The sequence below is a fragment of the Mitsuokella sp. AF21-1AC genome (genome assembly GCF_003458855.1).
Classification (GTDB): Bacteria; Bacillota; Negativicutes; order Selenomonadales; family Selenomonadaceae; genus Mitsuokella.
The window spans coordinates 1-23,545 of sequence record NZ_QRVW01000026.1; the positions used below are offsets into that span (position 1 = coordinate 1).

17 protein-coding genes are annotated in these 23,545 nt (G+C 56.1%); 3 read left to right on the forward strand and 14 right to left on the reverse strand.

What is annotated here, in order from left to right; genetic code table 11:
• Positions 1 to 125 precede the first annotated feature (125 nt).
• The 6 genes from DWX75_RS09350 to DWX75_RS09375 form a co-directional block, all read right to left on the reverse strand.
• A complete protein-coding gene (locus tag DWX75_RS09350) occupies positions 126 to 1,802 on the reverse strand; it encodes a carbon starvation protein A (protein ID WP_118016061.1) in 1,677 nt (558 codons plus the stop codon).
• Between the two features lie 229 nt (positions 1,803 to 2,031).
• On the reverse strand, positions 2,032 to 3,129 hold the full coding sequence (locus DWX75_RS09355) for an NADH:flavin oxidoreductase (protein WP_118016062.1): 1,098 nt from the start codon (positions 3,127 to 3,129) through the stop codon (positions 2,032 to 2,034).
• Positions 3,130 to 3,280: 151 nt separating this feature from the next.
• Positions 3,281 to 4,546: a UDP-N-acetylglucosamine 1-carboxyvinyltransferase gene (gene murA, locus DWX75_RS09360; RefSeq protein WP_118016063.1), complete on the reverse strand. Its 1,266-nt coding sequence runs from the start codon at positions 4,544 to 4,546 to the stop codon at positions 3,281 to 3,283.
• Positions 4,547 to 4,652: 106 nt separating this feature from the next.
• Positions 4,653 to 6,812 (reverse strand): SpoIVB peptidase S55 domain-containing protein, encoded by a 2,160-nt coding sequence (locus DWX75_RS09365; protein WP_369974346.1) that lies wholly within the window; start codon positions 6,810 to 6,812, stop codon positions 4,653 to 4,655.
• A 117-nt stretch (positions 6,813 to 6,929) separates the two neighbouring features.
• Positions 6,930 to 8,435 carry a phosphodiester glycosidase family protein gene (locus DWX75_RS09370; RefSeq protein ID WP_118016064.1) on the reverse strand — a complete coding sequence of 502 codons (1,506 nt, stop codon included), beginning with the start codon at positions 8,433 to 8,435 and terminating at the stop codon, positions 6,930 to 6,932.
• 105 nt (positions 8,436 to 8,540) lie between these two features.
• Positions 8,541 to 9,563, reverse strand: a complete 1,023-nt coding sequence (locus DWX75_RS09375) for a rod shape-determining protein (RefSeq protein WP_118016065.1) — start codon at positions 9,561 to 9,563, stop codon at positions 8,541 to 8,543.
• Positions 9,564 to 9,942: 379 nt separating this feature from the next.
• Between DWX75_RS09375 and DWX75_RS09380 the strand changes: the two genes are divergently transcribed.
• The 3 genes from DWX75_RS09380 (at position 9,943) to DWX75_RS09390 (ending at position 12,635) form a co-directional block, all read left to right on the forward strand.
• Positions 9,943 to 10,899, forward strand: a complete 957-nt coding sequence (locus tag DWX75_RS09380) for an L-lactate dehydrogenase (RefSeq protein WP_118016066.1) — start codon at positions 9,943 to 9,945, stop codon at positions 10,897 to 10,899.
• A gap of 135 nt (positions 10,900 to 11,034) precedes the next feature.
• Positions 11,035 to 11,484 (forward strand): hypothetical protein, encoded by a 450-nt coding sequence (locus tag DWX75_RS09385; protein WP_118016067.1) that lies wholly within the window; start codon positions 11,035 to 11,037, stop codon positions 11,482 to 11,484.
• Between the two features lie 11 nt (positions 11,485 to 11,495).
• Entirely contained in the window at positions 11,496 to 12,635 is a 1,140-nt protein-coding gene (locus DWX75_RS09390) for an AbrB family transcriptional regulator (protein WP_118016068.1), read from the forward strand.
• Between the two features lie 75 nt (positions 12,636 to 12,710).
• Here DWX75_RS09390 and alr read toward each other — a convergent pair whose 3' ends face one another.
• From alr to DWX75_RS09430, 8 genes are all read right to left on the reverse strand, one after another.
• Complete coding sequence (gene alr, locus DWX75_RS09395; RefSeq protein WP_118016069.1) at positions 12,711 to 13,820, reverse strand: alanine racemase; 1,110 nt, start codon at positions 13,818 to 13,820, stop codon at positions 12,711 to 12,713.
• 264 nt (positions 13,821 to 14,084) lie between these two features.
• Positions 14,085 to 15,401 carry a putative porin gene (locus DWX75_RS09400; RefSeq protein ID WP_118016070.1) on the reverse strand — a complete coding sequence of 439 codons (1,317 nt, stop codon included), beginning with the start codon at positions 15,399 to 15,401 and terminating at the stop codon, positions 14,085 to 14,087.
• A 399-nt stretch (positions 15,402 to 15,800) separates the two neighbouring features.
• Positions 15,801 to 17,132 (reverse strand): S-layer homology domain-containing protein, encoded by a 1,332-nt coding sequence (locus tag DWX75_RS09405; RefSeq protein WP_118016071.1) that lies wholly within the window; start codon positions 17,130 to 17,132, stop codon positions 15,801 to 15,803.
• 278 nt (positions 17,133 to 17,410) lie between these two features.
• On the reverse strand, positions 17,411 to 18,706 hold the full coding sequence (locus tag DWX75_RS09410) for a putative porin (RefSeq protein ID WP_118016072.1): 1,296 nt from the start codon (positions 18,704 to 18,706) through the stop codon (positions 17,411 to 17,413).
• 236 nt (positions 18,707 to 18,942) lie between these two features.
• Positions 18,943 to 20,001 (reverse strand): protein tyrosine phosphatase, encoded by a 1,059-nt coding sequence (locus DWX75_RS09415; protein WP_118016073.1) that lies wholly within the window; start codon positions 19,999 to 20,001, stop codon positions 18,943 to 18,945.
• Positions 20,002 to 20,141: 140 nt separating this feature from the next.
• Positions 20,142 to 21,458, reverse strand: coding sequence for an S-layer homology domain-containing protein (locus DWX75_RS09420; RefSeq protein WP_118016074.1), 1,317 nt, complete (start codon positions 21,456 to 21,458; stop codon positions 20,142 to 20,144).
• 272 nt (positions 21,459 to 21,730) lie between these two features.
• Complete coding sequence (locus DWX75_RS09425) at positions 21,731 to 23,029, reverse strand: putative porin (protein WP_118016075.1); 1,299 nt, start codon at positions 23,027 to 23,029, stop codon at positions 21,731 to 21,733.
• 258 nt (positions 23,030 to 23,287) lie between these two features.
• Positions 23,288 to 23,491 carry a DUF951 domain-containing protein gene (locus DWX75_RS09430; protein WP_118016076.1) on the reverse strand — a complete coding sequence of 68 codons (204 nt, stop codon included), beginning with the start codon at positions 23,489 to 23,491 and terminating at the stop codon, positions 23,288 to 23,290.
• Positions 23,492 to 23,545: the final 54 nt, after the last annotated feature.

Sequence of the window (23,545 nt, forward strand, 5' to 3'; positions counted from 1 at the left end):
CAGTTGAACTGGGGGTTTTGTCATGCCTAATCGGCGCACAACAAAAGCGGCCGCATGGATCATTCCATACGGCCGCTTTCTATGACTTAAGGGATTTTCAAAACAATAGAAGAATCAGATTTGCATCAGGCCTCAAGCTCTTCGCTCGCTTTGCCGAAGAGTTCCTTGCCACAATGCTTGACGACGAGGACAGCCAGCGTCATGAGGGCGATGGCGAGCACGAGTTGCAGGCCGTCAACACCGATGAGGAATTTGCCGGCCATGAGCTTCGTGATGCCGCCATAGACGCTCATGACGAGCGCCGTCATCGTGACGATGAACATGAAGGTCATCGGCACGTAGAGCATCCAGCCTTTGCGGTCCGTCATCTTGAGGAAGACAGCCAGGGCTATGAGCACGAGAGCCGACAGCAGCTGGTTGGCAGCGCCAAACAGCGGCCAGATGTTCATGTAACCGGCCAGGCAGAGGCCATACGCGAAGACAAGCGTGATGATTGTCGAGAAATACTTGTTCATGAGGACATTCTGCGTGCTACTGGCCTCAACGCCATCGCTCGGCTTGATCATTTCCTGGAAGGACATGCGGCCGATGCGGGCCACGGAATCAATGGTCGTCATGCCGAGGGCCGAGACGCACATCGTGATGAAGCAAGCAGAGAAGCCTGCTGGCAGACCGAAGATATTCGTGAAGAACGTGCTGATGCCGCCGGCGAAAATCTGGAACGGAGTACCCTGTGCCATGACGCCGTTCGAAGCGGCAGCGCAGGCAATGGCAAGGGCAACGACGCCGAGCATGCACTCGCAGAGCATCGCTCCATAGCCTACCGGCAGCATATCCGTCTCATTGGCAACAGCCTTCGAGGACGTCCCCGACGAGACAAGGCTGTGGAAACCGGAGACAGCACCGCAGGCAATCGTGATGAAAAGAATCGGGAACAGCGGCTTGCCGTTGACTTCGAAGCCAACGAAGGCCGGCATATTGACGGATGGGTTCGCGGCGATGACGCCGATGACGCCGCCGGCCACCATGCCGAGCAGCAGGAACGAGCTCAGATAATCACGCGGTTCCATGAGCAGCCACATCGGCAGGACGGCCGCGATGAAGCAATAGCCAAAGACAATGTAGCGCCAAGTCGGCACATCGAAGTAAAGCGGGAACTGCATGCCGACGGCGAACATCGCGACGACGAGCACGACGGCTACAAGGAATTTCAAAACGCCGGACGGCTTGACCTTGCTGATGAAGATGCCGAAGCCCATGGCGACGACAATATAGAGCATGGAGATCGTGGCGGCCTGTGCACCCGGCGTGTTCAGCGTACCGTTGGCACCGAAGCCGTTGAACGTCTTGGCAATGATGTCGGCAAAGGCTGCAATGACGAGCAGCGTGAAGAGCCAGCTGAACAGCAGGAACAGGCGGCGGCCCGTGCGGCCGACATACTGTTCAATCAGGAGGCCCATCGACTTGCCTTCATTCTTGACCGATGCATAAAGTGCCGTGAAATCCTGTACGGCGCCAAAGAACGCACCACCAATCAAGATCCAGAGGAATGCCGGCAGCCAGCCGAACATCGCCGCAATGATTGGGCCCGTCACAGGGCCTGCGCCCGTGATGGATGAGAACTGATGAGCAAATACCGTGAAACGCGAGGCCGGGGAATAATCCTGACCATCATTCTTGCGCACAGCCGGCGTCGGAGCCTTGGGGTCCACGCCCCAGGTCTTCGCGAGCCAGCGCCCATAAAAGAGATAGGCACCGGCAAACCAGACGAGTGCGATACCGACAAGCATTAATCCTGTCATATGAATCCTTCTTTCTTCCTACTAAAGACCGTTACAGATAGGAATATAAAAAATGAATCCTGTCACGTCGTATGCGCGAACAGGATTCATTCGTATTATCAGCAGAAACATTTCAGCCGATTATCCCTTTCGCTCCTTTGCGACGGACATCTTATCGATTGAATGTATCTTAGCACTCGATTAAATATATGTCAACTTGTAAACCAAAGAAGTAATTTTCAGATGATTTTCATTTCCCAGCTTTTGCTGCCTTCTGAGCGGCACGAATCTTTTTCCAGGCCCAAACACAGCGCACGCCCGGATGCATATTCGGCAGGACAAAGCAGCGGCTGCACGAAAGACAGATGGATTTCTCGCCGCCGGACAGTTCTTTCGTGACAAAATCCGGCTCGGCAATCAAAGCGCGTCCAAGCGACACGCATTCGATACCTGCGGCCATAACCTTCTCCATATCGGCCAAAGAGCGCACACCACCCACGAGCGAGAGCGGGACCTCCGGCACCTCCTGCTTGAGGCGCGCCGCTTCCTCGAGATAATAGAGCGTCGCATCATGCGGCAGGTTGATGAAATCGACGCCCGAGAACTCCACGAGCGTGACACCGAGTTCCTGCGCGCGGTGCAGCAGCCAGACCATATCCGCATGATACCCCCTGGCATCCTCGTGCTTCGTGTCGATATTGACTTTGATGAGTACGGGGAAATCCGGGCCGCATGCCTCATGGATGCCACGAATGATCTCTTCCGTCATGCGGAAGCGGCCTTCTATATCGCCGCCATATTCATCCGTGCGCTGATTGAACGTCGGGTCGATGAAACGCGACAAGAGATAAGAATGCGCAGCATGCAGCTGCACACCATCGGCACCGGCCTGCTGTGCGCGGCGGGCAGCGGCGATGAAGTGCGCCTCGATGTCATGGATTTCCTCTATCGTCAGAGCTCTGGCCGTGCGCTCTTTCTTGAGCGGGCGTGCGACAACATCGGCCAGGTCGTCGTTGTCGATGGCGCGCGGGCCGGCATGATTGAGCTGCAGGATAAAGCGCACATCGCGTGCATGCGCTTCTTCTGCGGCACGGCGAAACCGCGGGATGAAGCAGTCATCGTAGATATTGAGCTGAGTGCTGTTGGCACGGCCGCGCGGATCGACACAGCAATGCCCCGTAATGATGGTTCCGATGTGATTGTCTTCCAGCGTTTCATACATCTCGTATTCCGCTTTGGTCATATAGCCATCCTCGTCAGCGAGGAAACTGTGGACAGCGGAACGGATGATGCGGTTCTTGAGCGCAAGATGCGGCAGCTCGAGTGGTCTTTCAATCATATTGCTCATCAATCTCTCTCCTAAGTATATATAAATAAAATGAATTCACATATGTATGCATAAAAGCGAAACGCTATGTTACAAAAAGAACACATGCCTTAGAACAAAAATAAGTGCCGGGTACATGTCCCAACACTTATCCTGTCTTCAATCTTGTCTGTTATTTATCAACGCGGCAGATATCGGCGCCGAGGCCAACGAGCTTCGCGACCAGATTGTCGTAACCGCGGTCAATATGGTGGATGTAGCCGACCTGCGTCTCCCCCTCTGCCACGAGGCCCGCGAGGACCATCGCCGCACCGGCGCGCAAATCCGTTGCCTTGACCTGGCAGCCATAAAGCTTCTCCACACCTTCCACGATGGACGTGCGGCCATCAATCTTGATATTCGCACCCATGCGCTTGAGTTCATCGACATGCATGAAGCGGTTCTCGAACACCGTCTCCGTGACGACGCCCGTCCCTTCAGAAATGGCCATCATCGCCATGAACTGCGCCTGCATGTCCGTCGGGAAGCCCGGATATGGCATCGTCTTGATATCGACTGACTTCGTGCGATGGTCACAGGTCACGCGGATCCCGTCCACATGCTCCTCAATCGTCACGCCGGCTTCCTTGAGCTTCGCAATGACCGGCTTCAGATGCTCGCTGATGGCATTCTCGATGTAGACATCACCGCGCGTCATGGCCGCAGCCACCATATAGGTGCCGGCCTCAATGCGGTCGGGGATAATCGTGTAATCACGGCCTGTCAGCTTCGGCACACCTTCAATCTTGATGACATTCGTGCCGGCTCCCCGGATCCTCGCCCCCATGACATTGAGATAATTCGCGAGATCGACAATCTCCGGCTCCTGCGCCGGGTTCTCGAGCACCGTCTGGCCTTCTGCCATTGAAGCCGCCATGATGATATTCTCAGTCGCCCCGACACTCGGGAAATCGAGATAGATCTTGGCTCCCTTGAGGCCCTCCGGTGCAGCCGCTTCGATGAAGCCGTGGCCGATCTTGATTTTGGCGCCGAGCGCTTCAAAGCCCTTGAGATGAAGGTCGATGGGACGCGTGCCGATGGCGCAGCCGCCCGGCAGGGAAATCTTGGCCTGCCCGCAGCGAGCCAGCAGCGGTCCCATGATCAGGAACGATGCGCGCATCTTGCGCACGAGGTCATACGGGGCTTCGCAGCTGCCGATGACCGTGCTGTCCACGAAGAGCTGATGTTTCTCTTCGTTGAAGTCCGCCCTGACACCGAGCTTCCGCAGCACTTCCGTAATCGTATGCACATCTTCAAGTGCCGGCACTTCATCGAGCAGGCTTGGCGTATCCTGTCCCAGAAGCGTCGCCGCGATAATCGGCAGCACCGCATTCTTCGCCCCGCTGATCTTGACCCGGCCTTCCAGCCGGCGTCCGCCATGTATAACCAACTTTTCCATTTAAGTCCCTTTTCCTCCTATAGCAGCACAGCCTGTACGCCCGCTGTGCGTCAAAGCATCATTTTTCAGTGTATCATCATATTCGCCTGCTGACAATAGGGGGCGGTCACTTTCTCTCGACCTGCAGGGATGTATGGATGACATTGTCGATGATATAATTCGTCGAAAACTTCGTCTCACCTGTCTGTTCCGCCTTCTTCTGCACGGAGAAGGAGAACTTCTTGGGCTTGTTCTTCGCCTCTTCTGCTGCGCGTTTGGCCGCAGCCGTCGCCTCTTTCACGGCCTTGCGCTGGTCTTTTTCCGACAGGATGACGGGCGAAGCACCCGGCGCGATGACGATATCATTGTTGCGGCCAGCCTGCTTGAGGCTCTGCAGCTTGTCCTTAGTCGTCTGCGTCTTGTCTTCCTGCACGAGCAGGTCAAGCCCCGTCTGCTGCAGGAGCTTGAGCTGGGTAACCGGCATCACGCCGCCACCGCGCACCTCGAGCGAGAGCAGGCCCTCAGGAGCCGTATCCGGCACGCGGTACGGGATGAGCAGCGTCTCCTTGTCACGGCGGTACGGCTTGATCGTCGTCGTGAAGCGGACGGTCTCACCGGGGTGGACCACCGTCTTATCCGGCACAGCCGAGAGCAGTGTCGCCGTCTTGCGGCCGCTCTCCATCGAGATATCCACCTGGACATCAACGATATCCGACTCCTGTTCCGGATTCGAGCAGATGATGTTCATGGCCTGCATGAGCTCGCCCACGGCAATCTGGCCGACATCGGCGACATTGTAGAACATGTTGCTGCGCTCAAAACGGCCGCTGCTCGTCGCATTCGTGCGGATCGTGAAATGAACATTGGCCGTGCTGCCGCCGAGCGTGTCCGACGTCTTGCTCATCGCTGCATAAGCGATGCCGCCCGATAACTCCGGCAGGAAATCCTCATCATAGGCAATACGCGCACCGTACTCAACATCCCGGTTGAGCCCCGTATCCTTGACATGTACCTTGACGGGCACGACCGACGGGAAGTCCCCGAGACGGCCGGCAATGCCCGTTTCACGGTCCTGGTTGATGCGGCCGATGATATTGCCGATATTGGCAATCTTCATGCCGTTGCTCTGGCCACTGATCGTACCGACAACCTTGGCATCCGTCATGAAATAGTTGACATTGCCGCGATGCAGGAACGGATGGCCGAAAGCCAGGATGTTCTTGCCATCGACAGCCGTTACCGTGCCCGTCGCGCCAACGGCGAAATCACCGTAGACGATGGCCACGCCGACGGCACTGCCCGGCTCCAGCGTCGCATTGTAGCGGGTCGTCGGCGTGTCGCCCGAGCCCGGAGCCCCCATCGGCATCAGCGAGAACTTCTGGCCGAGCGATACGTTCTTCTGCAAGAAGTCCATGCTTGCCTGGTTGAAGCCCGAGAGGAACAGTACATCCTTCTTCTCACCGACAGCCGGCTGGCTGGACGAAGCAGTATCCGCTGCCGGCGTGGAACTTTCCTCAGCCTGCGTCCCATTGCTGCCTGCAGCGGGCTCCGAAACTGCGGCGTCCGCAGCCGTTTCAGCCGGATCTGTCGCCGTTTCCTTCGCCTTATCCTTCTCAGCAGCCGTATCTTCTGCTGCCGTTGCATCTGACGTCTCCGCTGAGCTTTCCTGCTCGCCCGACGCCTTTTCCTCCGCCGTGCGGGCCTTGATATCTTCACGGGCTTCCTTGATGACATCCATCAGGCGATTCAGGATGACATTATCGCCCTTCGTTTCCTTCTTGCGCGCCTCTTCCTGCGCCAGCGCCTCCTCGCGGGCCTTGTCGGCCGCGACTTTCTTGAGGTTGATGGTATGGAGATGCGTCTTGTTCTTCGTATCCGGCATGCTCCAGAGCGGCGTCATATCCTCAATCGGCGTGATGAAGAACGTATACGGCGTCATGTCCTTGATGCCGGCTGCCACGGCGCCGACCAGACGGCCATCGATATAGACAGGGCTGCCGCTCATGCCCTGCAGGATGCCGCCGGCCTGCTCGATGACCGGGCCGCGTGCCCGGGCCATGATCATGCGTGAAGAGCCCTTGCCATTATCCATATTGCCGACGATATCCACGTCAAAGCTGCGGATGATGCCGGAACTGTCTACTACCGTATAGGCCGTGCCGCTCATGCCCTGCTGCACATCCTGGAACGGCAGGATGGGGTCCATGGCCCGTGCCGGCGCAGCCGCCGACGCGAAAAGGAGCGTCATGGCACCAGCCACAACGAATCGCTTCATGAATTTATGCAAAAGTATTCACCTCGTAATCAGAAAGATAAACATGATTCCTTTCCATTATAACACACTCGTCCAGCCTTGCACGTTTTTGCACCGATTTTCCCGCGTTTCTCATCCGCCTCTCAGACATCAGCGCTTCGGCACGAGCACGAGAGCGTCGCCGACGGCGCGCTCCTGGCCATCAGACGGCGAATTCTGCACCTCGCCGTTCACGACGAGATCCGTCGAGCCGCCGCCATCGAGATTGATGGCATCCCGTGCGCCGAACTTCACGAGCAGCTTTGCCCAATCCGTGAGCGTCAAGCCAACGCTGTGCGACTGGCGGCCATCGACGACAGCCAGCAGGTAGCGGCCATCCTTCGTGACACCGACGGCCGTGCGCGGCGCGCGCCCGACGCGGATATCCGAAGGGAACTCCTCCTCGCTCGCCGTCACGTGTATGCGGCCATTCTCCACGAGGCGCGGACCGCAGCCCACGATGGTCACAGCGTCCTGCCAATACGAGCCAAAATCTTCGCTGATCGTCACGGGATCGCCGACCTGGACACCGGCAAAGGCATCGGCCACGGTGCCATGCACGGAAACGACCACGCCGTCCTGCGGGATGGGCGCATCATTCTGGCGGATATCCGTCACGCGGCCGCCGCGCACGACGTAATCGCGGCCGTATTCATTCGTATCCGTATGCGTGCCGTACGCACGGTTGTAGATGATGAGGCTGTCCGCGCCGCGCTCGCAGTCCACGCCGCCGACAGGCTGCGTGACCCCGCCCATCGTGACGCTGCCATCGTAGGAAACCGTGCCGAAAAGAGGCGTGCCGTCCGCGCGCAGGCCAAAAGCCGAGCGCGTGTAATACGTTGTGCCGACCGTCTGCCCATTGATGCGGGTCACGCCGAGGATATCCCCGGAAGATGCAAAATACGAGGCATTGACGGCAGCTGTGCCGCCCGCGCGCGCCGCGATGCCGCTGACCGTCTCACGGCCGGGCACCTTCCCTTTCGCAAGCACCAGGCGCAAATCGTATTTGCTGGGATCCGCTTCGATGAGCCAGGCCGAGACTTTGCCGTAATCATCCCAGTAGACGTACGTATGCTTCGTGAGTCCCGGAGCCACATCCTCGATGTAATCGCCATCGATCGTGCCGGCCTGGCCGGACGTACTCGCGCCAGCCGTGCCTGTGCCAGCCGCAAGCTTCGTCGTCTGTCCCTTGCGGTCGCTGCCAGTCGGCGTCTTCGTTTGGAATTCCGCCGCACCCGACGGCATGACATCGACGAAGAGGCGCACCGGATTCTTGAGCGTATGGAGGTCATACGCAAGGCCAGCCTTGAGGCGCATCGTCACGATCAGGTGGCCGCCCTTGGACGCATACGAAATCGACTCGATGCGGCTGCTCTTGACCGGCAGCTTCTGCAGCCGCTTGTCCTTCGTGCCGGCAAAATCAAGCGTCAGCGTGCGCCGGTCATCCGACAAAGACTCCTTGTAACTTGGCAGCTCCGACAGATCAAAGACCACGCGATCATGCTCGCTGCCACTATGAAAGCGCACCGTCGTCAAATCCGCAGCAAACGCCAGGCTCTGCCACGAAAAAACAGCCGCTGCTGCCAGCACGGCGGCGCGTTTCAAGAAACGGTTCATGGAATAAGTTCCCCCTTACCAGGACATACCGTCCATCTGCCCCAAAACCATCAAACGGCCCTCCGGCGGCGGAAGCAAGCTCCCGCCCCGAAAGGCCGCGAAACCTTATTTACCGATTTTGAGGTTCATGGCACGTCCGTCGAACTTGGAGAACGTGTCGAGTGCCTTGCCGCAGCCCAGAGCCACGCAGGAAAGCGGGTCGTCGGCGAGAGCCGTCGGGATATCCGTCTCGCGGCGGATGAGCTCATCGAGGCCGAAGAGCAGCGCGCCGCCGCCCGTCAGGATGATGCCGCGGTCCATGATGTCTGCGGAAAGCTCCGGCGGCGTCTCCTCGAGGACCTTCTTGACACATTCGACGATGCGCGAGACGGAAGCGCCGATAGCCTCAGCCACCTGCGGCGTCGTGATCTGCACGGTCTTCGGCAGGCCCGTCAGGAGGTCGCGGCCGCGGATATCGAGCGTCTCATTGCGGGCTTCCGGGAAGGCTGCGCCGACCTTGAACTTAATGTCCTCCGCCGTGCGCTCGCCGATCATGAGGTTGAACGCGCGCTTGACGTAGGCGATGATGTCCGAATCGAACTTATCGCCGGCAATGCGCAGCGATTCGCTGTTGACGATGCCGCCGAGGCTGATGACGGCGATATCCGTCGTGCCGCCGCCGATATCGACAATCATCGAGCCGCACGGCTCCACGATGTCGAGGCCGGCACCGAGAGCGGCTGCGAGCGGCTCCTCGATGAGCTGCGTATGGCGGGCACCGGCCTGCTCGGCAGCTTCCTGCACGGCGCGCTGCTCAACCATCGTGCAGCCCGACGGGATGCAGATCATGATGCGCGGACGGAAGACGAAGCTGCGGCCGACCACCTTTTCAATGAAATGGCGCAGCATGCTCTCCGTGATGTCGTAATCGGCGATGACGCCCTCACGCAGCGGACGGATGGCCACGATGTTGCCCGGCGTGCGGCCGATCATGCGGCGCGCCTCCTCGCCGATGGCGAGCACGCGGTTCGTATCCTTATCGACGGCAACGACAGACGGCTCGCGCAGCACGATACCCTTGCCCTTCACATAAACCAGCACGTTTGCCGTGCCAAGGTCAATACCGATATCCATTGACATACCAAACATTTATTGTAATCCCCTTCCAGAATAAACTTTATTATCGTTATTATCGTCCGAAAAAGATTGTAGCATGAGCAGCTGAAAACCAACGGGAAAGCCTCCTGCATCTTCTTTTTCTAAAAGTATACTATATAATAAAATTCTGCCTTTTACAATGGGGAAATCCCCTTAAAAAATCAGAAATCTGGCCGTTTTTCGCTTGTGCGCCAACTATTGACAAAGTTTCATGTTATTTTTGATAATTTACGATAATTTTATGAAAACTTCCGCTTTTGTTTCTTTAAAATACGCATTGACAATGCCTTGTGGGAATGATACGATTAGCTTGACTTAAGGATATCTTAGAACATATTCTTGCTACGATTTACAGGGGGTTTTCGAAACAATGAACAACAGAAGAAAAATCGTCGTCATCGGCGCCAGCAACGTTGGTTCTGCAGTAGCGAACAAGATTGCTGACTTCCAGCTCGCAACGGAAGTCGCTCTCATCGACCTCAACCAGGACAAAGCTTGGGGCGAAGCTGTTGACTCCAGCCATGCAACGAGCTGCGTTTACAGCACGAACATCAAGTTCCACCTCGGTGACTACGATGACTGCAAAGATGCGAACATCATCGTCATCACGGCAGGCCCGTCCATCCGCCCGGGTGAGACGCCGGACCGCCTGAAGCTCGCTGGTACGAACGCTAAGATCATGCAGTCCGTCTTCGGCGAGATCGTAAAGCGCACGAAAGAGGCTATGATCATCATGATCACGAACCCGCTCGATGTCGCTACGTACGTTGTTTCCACGCAGTTCGATTATCCGCGCAACCTCATCCTCGGCACGGGCACGATGCTCGAGACGTATCGTTTCCGCCGCATCCTGGCCGACAAGTACCAGGTGGACCCGAAGAACATCAACGGTTATGTTCTCGGTGAGCACGGCAACGCCGCATTCGTTGCCTGGTCCACTACGGGCTGCGCTGGTTTCTCCCTCGAGCACATGGATGAGTACTTCCATAAGACGGAGAAGCTCGACAAGAAGGCTGTTGAGCAGGAACTCGTACAGGTCGCTTACGACGTCATCAACCGCAAGGGCTTCACGAACACAGGTATCGCTATGGCTGCCTGCCGCTTCATCAAGTCCGTTCTCTATGATGAGCACACGATCCTGCCGTGCTCCGCTGTCCTCGACGGCGAGTATGGCATTAACGACGTCGCTCTCTCCATCCCGCGCATGATCTGCGCAGATGGTATCGTTCGCTCCTTCGAAGTACATCTCACGGACGACGAGCTCCAGAAGATGTACGACGCTGCCAAGAGCGTTCGCAGTGCTCTCGATGGCGCTGGCATCAAATAAGATTGTTCGGCACAGAACACAAAAGCGATGGCTTCAGCCATCGCTTTTCTTATGCCCGTCTGCTGTTGGCATCGCTCCTCCGGCATGATATACTAGACGGGCAGTATCATTAAAAAATGAAAAGGAGTTTTTCTCATGAAACGTTATGCCATCATCATCCTGCTCGTCATCGTCGCGGCGTTCGGCGGTCTTCTGGCCTTCTGCGAGAGTCACGACAACCGCACGGCAGACAGCCTCTCAGCTTACTGCCGCATCGATTTCCAGGGTCTGCGCGGCTCAGACGGCACGGCCACGAGCGCGAAATTCACCATCTGGGATACGCGCTACGACGGCGAGAAACCGTCCACGCACCTGAAGCTCTACACGGACGACAAGGTCTGGGAGCTCACGGCCGCCGTCAAGCAGGAAAAGTCCGGCCTCTGGCAGAAAACGAATGAGCTCTCGGTCTTCCTGCCCTCTGCCGCACTGTCGGCCATCGCCGATGCCAAAACCGTACGCTGCGAATTTTCCTATCCAAACGGCAAGACCGTCGACCTGCCGCTGAACGCTGCTGATCTCGCCTACTGGCAGGATCAGGTAAAGTAAGGACAACCATCATGCACGCTTCAACCCCAGAACCAGAACATACGGCCAGGGAAACGACTCTTTCGCAGACAGAAGCTGCGGCCAGCCGCCCACGGGCAGCAGTCTGGCAGGACTGCCTGCTGACGCTCAGCCTTGCCATCGTCGGCGGCTTCCTCATGAACGCCATCAACGCGCCGCTGCCATGGACACTCGGCCCGATCACGGCCGTCTCACTCGCTTCCCTCGTACTCGGCCGCACGTTCCACTGGCCGCTCGGCATCCGCAACACGGCGCTGATCCTGCTCGGCTACGCGATGGGCCGCTCGTTCACGATTGAGACGGGACAGGCCATCCTCTCGCAGCTGCCCCTGATGCTGATGGCCACCATGATCACGGTTCTCGCCGGCATCTTCACGGCCTGGCTGATGTTCCGCCACACGGCAATCAACTTCACGAGCTGCCTTTTAGGCTGCGTCCCCGGCGGACTCTCGCAGATGGTCATCCTCGCTGACGAGATTCCCGACGCCGATCTCACGGCCGTCACCATCATGCAGACGCTGCGCATGCTCTCCGTCGTCTTCACCATCCCGTTCCTGGCCACCCATGTCCTGCCGGCAGGCGGTGCCGCCTCAGGCAGCGCCGTGCCCGTCACGGCCTCATATGAAACGGCCCTGCTCTTTGCCACCGTCGCCATCGTCGGCGCCATCATCGGCCGGGCCATCCACCTGCCCACCGCCACAATGCTCGGACCGCTGCTCGCGACCATCGTCTTCATCCTGCTCTCAGGAGAAAGCGCACCGCTCGTCCCCGTCCACGCCATCAATGTCGCCCAGATCTGCGTTGGTTCCTATATCGGCTGCAGCATCAACCTGCGGCAGCTCAAGGACTACCGCGGCATGGGGCCCGTGCTCGTCGGCGGCGTGCTGCTCGTGCTCGTCGTCAGCATGTGCATGGGGCTCCTCATCAGCCAGCTGACGGGCGCCAGTCTTGCCACGACCTTCCTCGCCACGGCGCCGGGCGGCCTCGCCGAGATGGGCATCACGGCCCTCGTCGTCGGTGCCGACACGAGCACGATGACCGCCTACCAGCTCACGCGCCTGCTCTTCATCATGCTCATCTTCCCCTACATCGCCAAGGGCATCGTCGCGCTCTATCAGCGCCGCACGGCCTGACGATTGCCGATAAATCCCTGCATAGAAAAATGCCATCTGCAGCCTGGTTCAGCCAGTTCCTGCAGATGGCATTTTTTAACCCTTATAGACGCGCGGCACGCGCGGCGAAACGAGGCAGGTCACCTCGTAATTGATAGTATTGAGCCAGCCGGCTGCTTCATCGGCCGTGATATCGTCATCGCCGAACAGTACAGCTGTATCGCCTTCCTTGACATCCGGCAAATCCGTCACATCGACCATGACCTGATCCATGCAGACGCGGCCCGCAATCGGTGCGCGGCGGCCGCCGAACGAAACGCTGCCGCCATTGCCGTACGCGCGGATATAGCCGTCCGCATAGCCGATTGGCAGTGTCGCAATGCGGCTCTCGCGCGCTGCGATGAACTGACGGCCGTAGCCGATGCTCTCGCCCTTGTGCAGAGTCTTCATGAAGACGACCTTGGCGCAGAGCTTCATGACCGGTTTGAGATCAATCGGATGCGTGACTTCATCGGACGGCCACATCCCGTACTGGATGACGCCGGCTCGCACCATATCGTAATGTGCCTCGGGAATCTCGAGGATAGCGGCCGACTCCGCGATATGGCGGAGCTTGAGGTCAACGCCGGCGTCCTTGACGGCCTTGAGCGCCTGCTCGAACTTCACGAGCTGGCCCTTCGTGTACGTCTTGTCCCTGCTGTCCGCCATGGCGAAATGAGAGAACATGCCTTCGATTTCAATATTCGGCAGGGCCTTGACCTCGGCGGCCAAAGCACCGATTTCTTCCGGACGGATGCCGATGCGGCCCATGCCCGTCTCGACCTTGAGGTGTACCTTAGCCACCTTGTGCTGGCGCACGGCCTCGCGGGAAATCGCCTCGGCGAGCGGCAGCTCGCAGACGACCTGCGTCACATCGTAATCGACAATATCGCGCGCCTCGTCGGGCAGCACGAGGCCCAGGAGAAGGATTGGTGTCGTGAAGCCTGCCTCACGCAGCTCAATGGCCTCGCCAAGCGTCGCGACCGCCAGATACGCGGCCCCGGCTTCCACGGCTACACGCGCGACCGCCACGGCACCATGCCCGTAGGCATCGGCCTTGACGACCGCACAGAGCTTCGCGCCGCCGCGAATATTCTTCTTGATTTCCTCATAATTATGTCTCAAAGCGCCCAGATCGATTTCCGCCCAAGCCGCACGATTCGGCATGAAAAACTCCCCTTTTCTCTAACGTTACATTCCTTAATCAGTTTACTACACGCCCTTGAAAAGTCAAGCACAGACGATTTTTTCCACGCTCATTCCCACCATAGATGCCCATGGACCTCTTCCGGCCCTGCGGGCCACCTTCTCCGTGCGCGGAGAAGGCTATTCGCACAAAGCAAAAACTGTCCTCTGCTGAAAGAGCACGCAAAAAGACCTCCGCCGAAGCGGAGGTCTTTCATATGCAAGGGAATTCTGCTAATCGCGGGATTAGAAGAATACCTCGATGCGGCCGAAGAGGTTCTCAACCTTCGTATCCGTGGAGATATCCTTGCCGTTGCCATAACGCAGCGTACCAACGACGTTCTTGAACGGCGTGTAGTTCGCACCAATCTCCCAGCCCTTCTGGCCCTGGAGAAGTGCATCGAACGTGGAGAACAGAGCCGTGTTGTCACCGAGGTAGCGGTAAGCTGCCCAAGCACCCCAGGTACCCTTGTTCTCAGCCTGTGCTCCTTTGTACGTGTACTGAGCGCTCCAAGCCTTGTCAAGATCGTCAGCCGACGTGTTGTTGGCATAGAAGCCGTTCAGGCCGTTTGTCTTGTCGAACTGATAAGCAGCCTTGACGAGCCAGATATTAGCCGTATCCTCATTATTAGTACGGTTAGTCTTCAGATCCTTATCGCTAGTCTTCTTCAGGCCATCTTTGAGATAGTAGAAGTTGTCAGCGTTGAGATGATGGTAATCAACACCGCCGACGAACTTACCGTCAGCATAGCCAAGGCCAGCATACTGATAGTTAGCAGCATTATCATCAACGATTTTATGCGGAGCATACTTATCTTCGCCGGAACCATAATAATCACTAAAGTTCAGACGACCAGCACCAGCCGTGAACGTTACCTTGTTGCCGAACGAAACTTCAGCACCGGAGAACGTCGTATCGAAGATGCTGTCATCATCGATCTGTGCGAACTTACCGAGTTTGACCTGGAAGTTGTTGTAGTTGCCCTGAGCCCATACACGCTTGAGATCAACCTTGTCCTCATCCGTGTCTTTAGCCGGGGAATCGCTGTCCATTTCCGTGGAAGCATCGAGACGGGCATGTACATGCCAGTTCTGGTTGACTTCAGCCGTCGGCTCGAGACGGAACAGCAGGTGGTCGCTGTTATTCTTCAAGCTTTCGTCCGTGTTACGATTGCTCTTGTACGTGTACTCAACCTTGCCGTTCCACTTAACCATATCAGCGTTGCGCTCGAGGTTGCTGACGCGGACGCCGAGGTTGTTGAGCTCATCGGAGAACTCAGCAGCGAGCTTGTCGATGAGGGCCTTATCAGCAGCGGAGACATCGCTCTTGGCCATAGCCTTGGCGATCATCTGAGCCATCTCATAACGCGTGATGTTCTGGTTGCCACGGAACGTCGTGTCGCCATAACCTTCGATGACACCGTCAGCTGCGAGCTGGGATACAGCGTCGTAAGCCCAATGGTCAGCCGGTACATCGGAGAACGGATTAGCAGCAGCAAACGTCGTGCTGGCAGCGCCGACAACGAGAGCCGTCGTCAGTGCGGATACGAGAGTCTTCTTCATGAGAAACTCCTCCTTCTGAAAATAGATGAATTTACGCCCCGACAGGCTATCCGAAGGTGTGTTCCTCATGAGTGTCCATGTTTCCTCAGACTACACACTCCTCCGATTCCCTATCGGTCAGTTAACATTGTAGCATGACTTTCAGTTTTTTGCAATCCAAAGGCAAATTTTTCTTAATCCAGGCAAAGATTTTTTATCATCTTCGCATCAAAATCCTACACAATCAAGCAAAAACAAAGATAAAACAGTTGGATAATCATCCACTCCAAAAAGTTAAAACAGCGAAAAGCAGGACAATACGTTCGTTATTTTTATTTTTGACAAGATAAAAAGCAGGCATCCCATTCCTGACGGAATGAGATGCCTGCTTATCAGTCATTCACAGTACAGCCTCTGAAATTAGAAGAGGAACTGGACACGACCCCAGAGCGTATCAACATCGCGGTCGGAGTCAATGCTCTTGCCGTTGAAGTACTTAGCCAGAGCAACTACGTTCTTGAACGGCGTGTAGTTCATGCCGACTTCCCAGCCCTTAGCGCCGACCTTCTGAGCATCTTCCGTGCCGAAGACGGACGTGTAGGTGCCGAGGTAACGATAAGCCGCGTAAGCGCCCCAAGAACCCTTGTTGGCAGCCTGAGCGCCCTTGTAGTTGTAGATGACCTGCCAAGACTTGTCGAGGTTGTCAGCCGTGGTGTTGTTGGCATAAGCAGCGAACAGGCGGCTCGTGTTGTCGAAGTTGTAGCCGAGGTTTGCCGACCAGATGTTGGCGTTATCCTCGTCGTTCTTGCCATTCGTATAAGCTTCACCCTTGTTGAAGGAATCCGTTACACCTTTGAAACCGTCGCTGTTCAGATGATAGTAAGCAGCGCCGCCCGTCCACTTGCTGGCCGGAGATGCATACTGGAGCGTGATGCCCTGGAAGTTAGCAGCATCATCATTGAAGATTACTTTATCATCAGCATTCTTGATTTTGTTGTAAAGGCCTTTGTCATCACTGACATTGAGACGGCCGGCATAAAGCGTAGCCTTGAGGTCTTTACCGAACGTTACATTGGCACCGGAGAGCTCATCATCGAATACGAGGCCCTGCTCCGGCGTGTAGAGGCCGAACTTACCGAGCTGCGTCTGGAAGTTGCCGTAATCGCCCTGCGCATAGACACGCTGCAGTTTGACCTGATCGCTGTCGTCAACGCCAGCATCTTTGTTCATATGCGTCGTAGCATCGAGACGAGCCTTTACATGCCAGTTGCTGTTGACTTCAGCCGTCGGCTCAAGACGGAACTTGAGCTTGTCGGAGTTGCTACGATCCTTGCCATTGTCCTTGGCATGCTCCGTGCGGATGCTCTTGTACGTATACTCAGCCTTGCCGTTCCACTTAACCATATCAGCATTGCGCTCAAGGTTGCTGACGCGGACGCCGAGGTTGTTGAGCTCATCGGAGAACTCAGCAGCGAGTTTGTCGATCAGGGCCTTATCAGCAGCGGAGACATCACTCTTGGCCATAGCCTTGGCGATCATCTGAGCCATCTCATAACGCGTGATGTTCTGGTTGCCACGGAACGTCGTGTCACCATAGCCTTCGATGACGCCGTCAGCTGCGAGCTGGGATACAGCGTCGTAAGCCCAATGATCAGCCGGTACATCGGAGAACGGGTTAGCAGCAGCAAACGTCGTGCTGGCAGCGCCGACAACGAGAGCCGTCGTCAGTGCGGATACGAGAGTCTTCTTCATAAGAAACTCCTCCTTCTGAAACAGATAAAAATACGCCCCGACAGGCCATCAGAAGATGTGTTCCTTATGAGTATCCATGTTTCCTCAAATTCCATATCTTCCGATTCTCTATCGTTCAGGCTTTATTTTAACACATTGTTAAACATATTACAATCTTAAGATAAGATTTTATGAAGCAGACACAAATTTTTCTTACGGAAGAAAAAAGCCTTCCCGAATGAACAGGAAGGCTTTTGCATATTGAGAATTGGGGAATATTGGGGAGACGGATGGTCGAATCAGAAGAAGAACTCGACGCGGCCGAAGAGTTTCTCGGCATCCTTGCCGCTGTCCAGCTTTTCGCCGTTGAAGTACTTGAGGCTGGCGACCGTGTTCTTGAAGAGCGTGTAGTTCGTACCAACTTCCCAGCCCTTCGTGCCGGCCCAGGCGCCATCATAGGACGGGTCAAAGGCTACGTTCTGGCCGAGGTAACGGTAAGCGGCATAAGCGCCCCACGTACCCTTGTTTTCCTGCTGTGCGCCCTTGTAGTCGAGCTCGACCGTGCCGGCTTTCTTGTAATCGTCGGCCTTCGTGTTCTCGGCATACACGCCGCCGAGAGCGACGTTCTTGTCGAAGGCATAGTGGAGGTTGGCGCTCCAGATATCGGCATTGTCCTCATCGCCGCTGGCTTTGTAGGACGGGCCCATCTTCGTGAAGGCATCGCTGTTCAGATGATGGTAAGCAGCGCCGATGCTGAACTTATCCTTGCCGTACTGCAGGCCGATGCTCTGCATGTTGGCAGCATCGTCAGCTTCATCATCGGCTTTCTGGACGGCTTCGTTGTTCGTATCGCCATTGAGATCGAAACGGCCGGCCTGCAGCGTGACTTTGAGATCCTTGCCCGTCGTGATGGTGGCGCCGGAAATCTCATCATCGAAGAGCAGGTTGTCATCGATCTGCATTGGCAGCTTGCCGAGCTTGATGTTCGTCGTGCCGTACTGGCCTTCTGCCCAGATGCGCTGCAACTTCACATTCGTATCCTGGGAACCGCCATGGTTGTCGTCGCCTTTATCCTCGGCGAGGTCCGTCGAAGCATCGAGACGGGCGTTGACGTGCCAGTGATCGTTGACCTCAGCCGACGGCTCGAGACGCAGCAGCAGCTCGTCATCGTTGCTCTTGCTGTCCGTCTTGGATTTGTCGCGCGTGCTCGTGTAGGTGTAGCGGGCTTCGCCGTTCCATTTCACCTTGTCGGCATTGCGCTCGAGGTTGCTGACGCGAACGCCGAGGTTGTTGAGTTCATCGGCGAACTCAGCAGCGAGTTTGTCGATGAGCGCCTTGTCGGCAGCGGAGACATCGCTCTTGGCCATGGCCTTCGCAATCATCTGAGCCATCTCATAACGCGTGATGTTCTGGTTGCCACGGAACGTCGTGTCGCCATAGCCTTCGATGACGCCATCAGCGGCAAGCTGGGTTACGGCATCGTATGCCCAGTGGTCAGACGGGACATCAGAGAACGGGTTCGTAGCGGCAAACGTCGTGCTGGCAGCACCGACAACAAGAGCCGTCGTCAATGCAGATACAAGAGTCTTTTTCATAATGAATTCCTCCTTTTATGCAGGGTCTATGCCCTAGCGGAGCGCTTTCCCCTATTGGAAAGCCGGCTGTTCCGCAGGCTGGAGGCAGGAGAAATCAGAGTGGCCATGTTTCCTCGGCTCTTCCTTGCTTCCTTCCCTTGGAACAACTTCATTATAATACTTGACTGAGTCAATTACCATTAAGGGTGAGTAAAATATCGCTTAAATCACGATAAGAACGAATCTTCGCCAGTCTCTTATGTCTCCGGATGTTCCCTGAGCCACTGGCTCCAGGTCGTCCGGAACCCGTCAGCATAGTTCGCCTGCACGTAGGCGTAGAACTTCGGCAGCATCCTGGCCTTTTCTTCGTAATACGGCGCTTTCCACTGGCCCGGCTTCGGCTGCGCAATGGTGTACGAGATGTCCGCACCGCCCAGCAGGTATTGGCGCGAGACAATGTCCGCGAGCGGCAGCTGCGGATTCTTCATCATGTCATAAAGGGCCATGTAAGTCGTCGTACGGCCCTGCCCGGCCTGACAATGAAAATGGAGCCAAGCGTCCTTGGGCAGCTTGCGCGAAAAAGCGATGAAGGCATCGATATGTTCCGGTGATGGCCAGATATGATCCGTCGCCGTGATGCGATAGTAACGCAGGCCGTTCTTCCTGACCAGCTGCTGCTCGTCCATGACCTGCTCCGCCTTGACGTGGCGCGGCAGGATGGGCTTCTTGTCGCCATTGAGCTTCGCGACCGTCACGACCTTGCCGCGGATGCGGCGCAGGCGCGCATGTTCATCCTTCAGGGCCTCGGCATGCGTCTTGCCGATATTGCCCCAGTCGTGCGCCCCGTACCAGCTGACGGCATCTCCATTGACGAAGCCATGTGCTTCCTGACGCAGATCCACGATGTAGATGGGGCCTTTGGCCTGCGCCTTGAGCACGGGCACCATGACGGCCAGCTCCCCCGCCGAGAACTGCGCACTGCCCGACATATTGAGCTTCGACAGCCCTTCACGCGTCGGCTTTGCCACGAAATCCTTCCCTGTTTTCTTGAGATCGACATCCATGCGATACGCAGAATTCACCGTGCGGAAGTTGCGCGGCAGCTGCTCGCGGTTCTTCGCATCGAGCCGCCAAATATAGCCCGCATACTTCGCTGCGTCAATCGCGCCCGGCTCGCCTGCCGTCACGGCTGCGGCCGTCATCTGAGCTGCTACGGCCACATCCGGCTGAGCCGCGGCCAGCGATACCCCCGGCAGCTGCGCACTGCCCAAATAAATTGCCAGCCCCAGGGCCAGGCACATCTTCTTATTCTTCATGATTATCCCTCCTGATATCGTATACTGCCTCCATTATACTCGTTTCCTGCCAAACGTGCACAGAAAAAGCACAGCCACATGGCGAATGGCTGCGCTTTTCCTGTTTGTTGCTATATTGGAAATGGAGGGATACCCAAAAATCAGAAGTAGTAGCTCAGACGGCCGTAGAGGACTTTGGCGCTCTTGTCATTTGCGAGCTGCTTGCCGTCGAAGTACCAGACGGCGGCGTACGTGTTCTTGAGCGGCGTGTAATCTACACCGAAGTCCCAACCCTTCGTATTGTTGAGGAACGTGTCGTACGTGGAGTTCACCGCGACGTTCTCACCGAGGTAACGATAAGCGGCGTACATACCCCAGCTGCCGGCATTGGCCCGGTTTGCGCCCTTGTAGGAAAGCTGGATATTATGAGCCGTCTTGAAGTTGTCGGCCTTCGTGTTCTCGGCATATGCGCCTTCGAGGTTCCAGTTGCGGTCGAAACGATATGCAGCGCCGAACGACCAGATCTGTGCCGAATCCTCACGATCGGCGACATCCTTGCTGTTGCTGTAGGAAGGAACCGATTTGAACGCATCACTGCTGAGGTGACGGTAGCCTGCGCCGAGCGTGAGCTTATACGGTGCATAGTTGAGCATGATGCCCTGGTAATTGGCTGCCTGGTCATTTTTCGCAGAAACTGCAGCCATAACATCGCCGGCATTATCAAGGGTCCAGCGACCAGCTTCGAGCGTCGTTTTGAGCTGTTTGCCGAACGTGACGCCGGCACCGCTGAAGTTGCCATCGAAGAGCAGACCGTTTGTCTCGGTCGAGAAGAACGGCTGCTTGCCGAGGCGGACCTGGAAGTTCGTGTAGTCACCCTGTGCAAAGATACGCGTGAGCTTAACATTATCAGTCTTACCCGAGCCGCCGTTGTCGGTGGTCATATTCGTCGTGGCATCGAGACGTCCGACAACACGCCAGTTGTCATTGATCTCACCCGTGGCATACAGACGGAAGAGCAGGGTGTCTTTGTTCTGCTTATCCTTACCATCACCATTATGGCCCGAAGCCTCGCGATCTTCTACGCGGCGGCTCCAGTAACGGTAACGGGCCTCGCCGGTCCACTTGACCTTGTCGGCATTGCGCTCGAGGTTCGCGACGCGCACGCCGAGATTGCTGAGCTCATCGGAGAACTCAGCTGCGAGCTTGTCAATCAGGGCTTTGTCGCTGGCCGATACATCCGTGCGTGCCATGGCCTTTGCGACCATCTGTGCCATCTCGTAGCGCGTGATGCTCTGATTGCCGCGGAAGGTCGTATCGCCATAGCCTTCGATGACGCCGTCCTGTGCAAGCTGCGTCACCGCATCATACGCCCAGTGGTCGGCAGGTACATCGGAAAAGGGGTTTGCTGCTGCAAACGTCGTAGAGGCTGCGCCAATGACCAGCGCTGTCGTCAGTGTGGTTGCCAGTGTCTTTTTCATGAGGACAACTCCTTTTCAAATACGAGTAAAGATGTAATCCTTCTCACTGCCGTCTATGTCCGCTCGTATGCCGAGTTTCCTTGTTTCCTCAGGCTTTTCAAGCTTCTTGTTCAGCAGTGATTGTATTTATTGTATCATGGTTTAAATTTTTCGGCAATACATTTTCTAATATTATTCTAAAATTTGTTCATATCACGCGCACAAAAAAAGACCTTCCCGCAGGAAGGTCTCTTCGTATTTGTTGCTTGGAAATCCGAAAACGGAAGCCGTTATCAGAAGAAGAAGCTTACGCGGCCGAACAGCGTCTTGGCATCGCGATCCGTGTCGAGCGTCTTGCCGTCGAAGTACTCGATAGCCGTGTAGACGTTCGTGAACGGAACGTAGCTTGCACCGACTTCCCAACCCTTCTCGTTGACATGGCTGTGAGCCGTATCATACGTCGGCAGGACGACAGCGTTGTTGCCGAGGTAACGATAAGCGGCATAAGCGCCCCACGTGCCCTTGTTGGCAATATCCGTGCCCTTATAGGAGAGCTGGATGCTGTGAGCCGTATCGTTGTTGTCAGCTTCCGTGTTCTGAGCGAAAGCACCGAAGAGATCCCAGTTGTGGTCGAATCTGTAACCAGCACCAACGGACCAGATGTTGGCATCGTCAGACTGGGACGTGCCGTTGCGATAGTTGTCAACATCCTTGAAGGCTGCGCTGTTGAAATGACGGTAGGAAGCACCCATACGGAACTTGTTCGGACCGTAGTTGAGCTCAATGCCCTGGTAGTTCGCAGCTTTGTCAGCCGTGGATTCTTTAACAGCATCTTTGAAGTTATCCTGTGCACGGTCGAGGTCATAACGGCCAGCTTCGAGCGTAGCCTTGAGGTCTTTGCCGAAGTTAACCTGAGCACCGGAGAAGAAGTCATCGACTACGAGGCCGTCATCGGCAACAGAGTACAGCGGCATCTTACCGAGTTTGACGTCGAAGTTGTTGTACTGGCCGTCTGCATAGACATACGTCAGTTCAACTTTATCACTGTCATCCTTGCCTGCATCTTTGTCCATGAGCGTGGAAGCCGTCAGACGAGCCTTTACATGCCAGTTGTTGTTGACTTCAGCCGTCGGATAGAGACGGAACTGGAGCTTATCCGTGTTGTCCTTCTTCTGGGAGCCATTAGCCTGCTCATCGCGCGTGCTCGTGTAGGTGTAACGAGCCTCGCCCGTCCACTTTACTTTATCAGCATTGCGCTCGAGGTTGCTGACGCGAACACCGAGGTTGTTGAGCTCATCGGAGAACTCAGCAGCGAGCTTGTCGATGAGGGCCTTATCAGCAGCGGAGACATCGCTCTTGGCCATAGCCTTGGCGATCATCTGAGCCATCTCATAACGCGTGATGTTCTGGTTGCCGCGGAACGTCGTGTCGCCATAGCCTTCGATGACACCGTCAGCTGCAAGCTGGGATACAGCGTCGTAAGCCCAGTGGTCAGCCGGTACATCGGAGAACGGGTTGGCAGCAGCAAACGTCGTGCTGGCAGCGCCGACAACGAGAGCCGTCGTCAGTGCGGATACGAGAGTCTTCTTCATGAGAAACTCCTCCTTCATAAAACAGAAAAAACAACGAGTTGCTCTAACCGTTTCACAGGAGGACAACCATGAGTTGCCATGTTTCCTCAGCCTGTCCCTTTCCCGTCTATCCGGTACGAACAACATGCTTATATTAGCATACCATCTGCGGAGAAGCAAGTTTTCTCATTAAAGATTAATTCTTCGATAAGAATTCGGATACAACAGGAAAGAAAATCATGCGCGCTCACGAAAAAACTGTGGTACAATAAAAACGGTTTATTCGACGGCTTCGACATGATGCACGATTTCGCGGACGAGGCGTTCGAATTTTGTGCGCGGCATCATGACGAGATGGCCGCAGCCCTGGCATTTCAGACGAAAATCCATGCCTGTGCGCAGGATTTCCCATTCATGCGAACCGCAGGGATGTGCTTTCTTCATGCGCACGATATCCCCGACGGCATACGTTGGATTTGCCATAATCAAGTGCTCCTTTCTTTAAAGGACAGGGTATCAATAAGGAGGACAGATTCT

Excerpts from the sequence above, each read along its gene's own strand:
- alr (WP_118016069.1), bottom strand. The coding sequence starts at position 13,820 with ATGCCGAATCGTGCGGCTTGGGCGGAAATCGATCTGGGCGCTTTGAGA.
- DWX75_RS09355 (WP_118016062.1), bottom strand. The coding sequence starts at position 3,129 with ATGAGCAATATGATTGAAAGACCACTCGAGCTGCCGCATCTTGCGCTC.
- DWX75_RS09380 (WP_118016066.1), top strand. The coding sequence starts at position 9,943 with ATGAACAACAGAAGAAAAATCGTCGTCATCGGCGCCAGCAACGTTGGT.
- DWX75_RS09430 (WP_118016076.1), bottom strand. The coding sequence starts at position 23,491 with ATGGCAAATCCAACGTATGCCGTCGGGGATATCGTGCGCATGAAGAAA.
- DWX75_RS09400 (WP_118016070.1), bottom strand. The coding sequence starts at position 15,401 with ATGAAGAAGACTCTCGTATCCGCACTGACGACGGCTCTCGTTGTCGGC.
- DWX75_RS09410 (WP_118016072.1), bottom strand. The coding sequence starts at position 18,706 with ATGAAAAAGACTCTTGTATCTGCATTGACGACGGCTCTTGTTGTCGGT.
- DWX75_RS09375 (WP_118016065.1), bottom strand. The coding sequence starts at position 9,563 with ATGTTTGGTATGTCAATGGATATCGGTATTGACCTTGGCACGGCAAAC.
- DWX75_RS09370 (WP_118016064.1), bottom strand. The coding sequence starts at position 8,435 with ATGAACCGTTTCTTGAAACGCGCCGCCGTGCTGGCAGCAGCGGCTGTT.
- DWX75_RS09385 (WP_118016067.1), top strand. The coding sequence starts at position 11,035 with ATGAAACGTTATGCCATCATCATCCTGCTCGTCATCGTCGCGGCGTTC.
- murA (WP_118016063.1), bottom strand. The coding sequence starts at position 4,546 with ATGGAAAAGTTGGTTATACATGGCGGACGCCGGCTGGAAGGCCGGGTC.
- DWX75_RS09390 (WP_118016068.1), top strand. The coding sequence starts at position 11,496 with ATGCACGCTTCAACCCCAGAACCAGAACATACGGCCAGGGAAACGACT.
- DWX75_RS09405 (WP_118016071.1), bottom strand. The coding sequence starts at position 17,132 with ATGAAGAAGACTCTCGTATCCGCACTGACGACGGCTCTCGTTGTCGGC.
- DWX75_RS09415 (WP_118016073.1), bottom strand. The coding sequence starts at position 20,001 with ATGAAGAATAAGAAGATGTGCCTGGCCCTGGGGCTGGCAATTTATTTG.
- DWX75_RS09350 (WP_118016061.1), bottom strand. The coding sequence starts at position 1,802 with ATGACAGGATTAATGCTTGTCGGTATCGCACTCGTCTGGTTTGCCGGT.
- DWX75_RS09425 (WP_118016075.1), bottom strand. The coding sequence starts at position 23,029 with ATGAAGAAGACTCTCGTATCCGCACTGACGACGGCTCTCGTTGTCGGC.
- DWX75_RS09420 (WP_118016074.1), bottom strand. The coding sequence starts at position 21,458 with ATGAAAAAGACACTGGCAACCACACTGACGACAGCGCTGGTCATTGGC.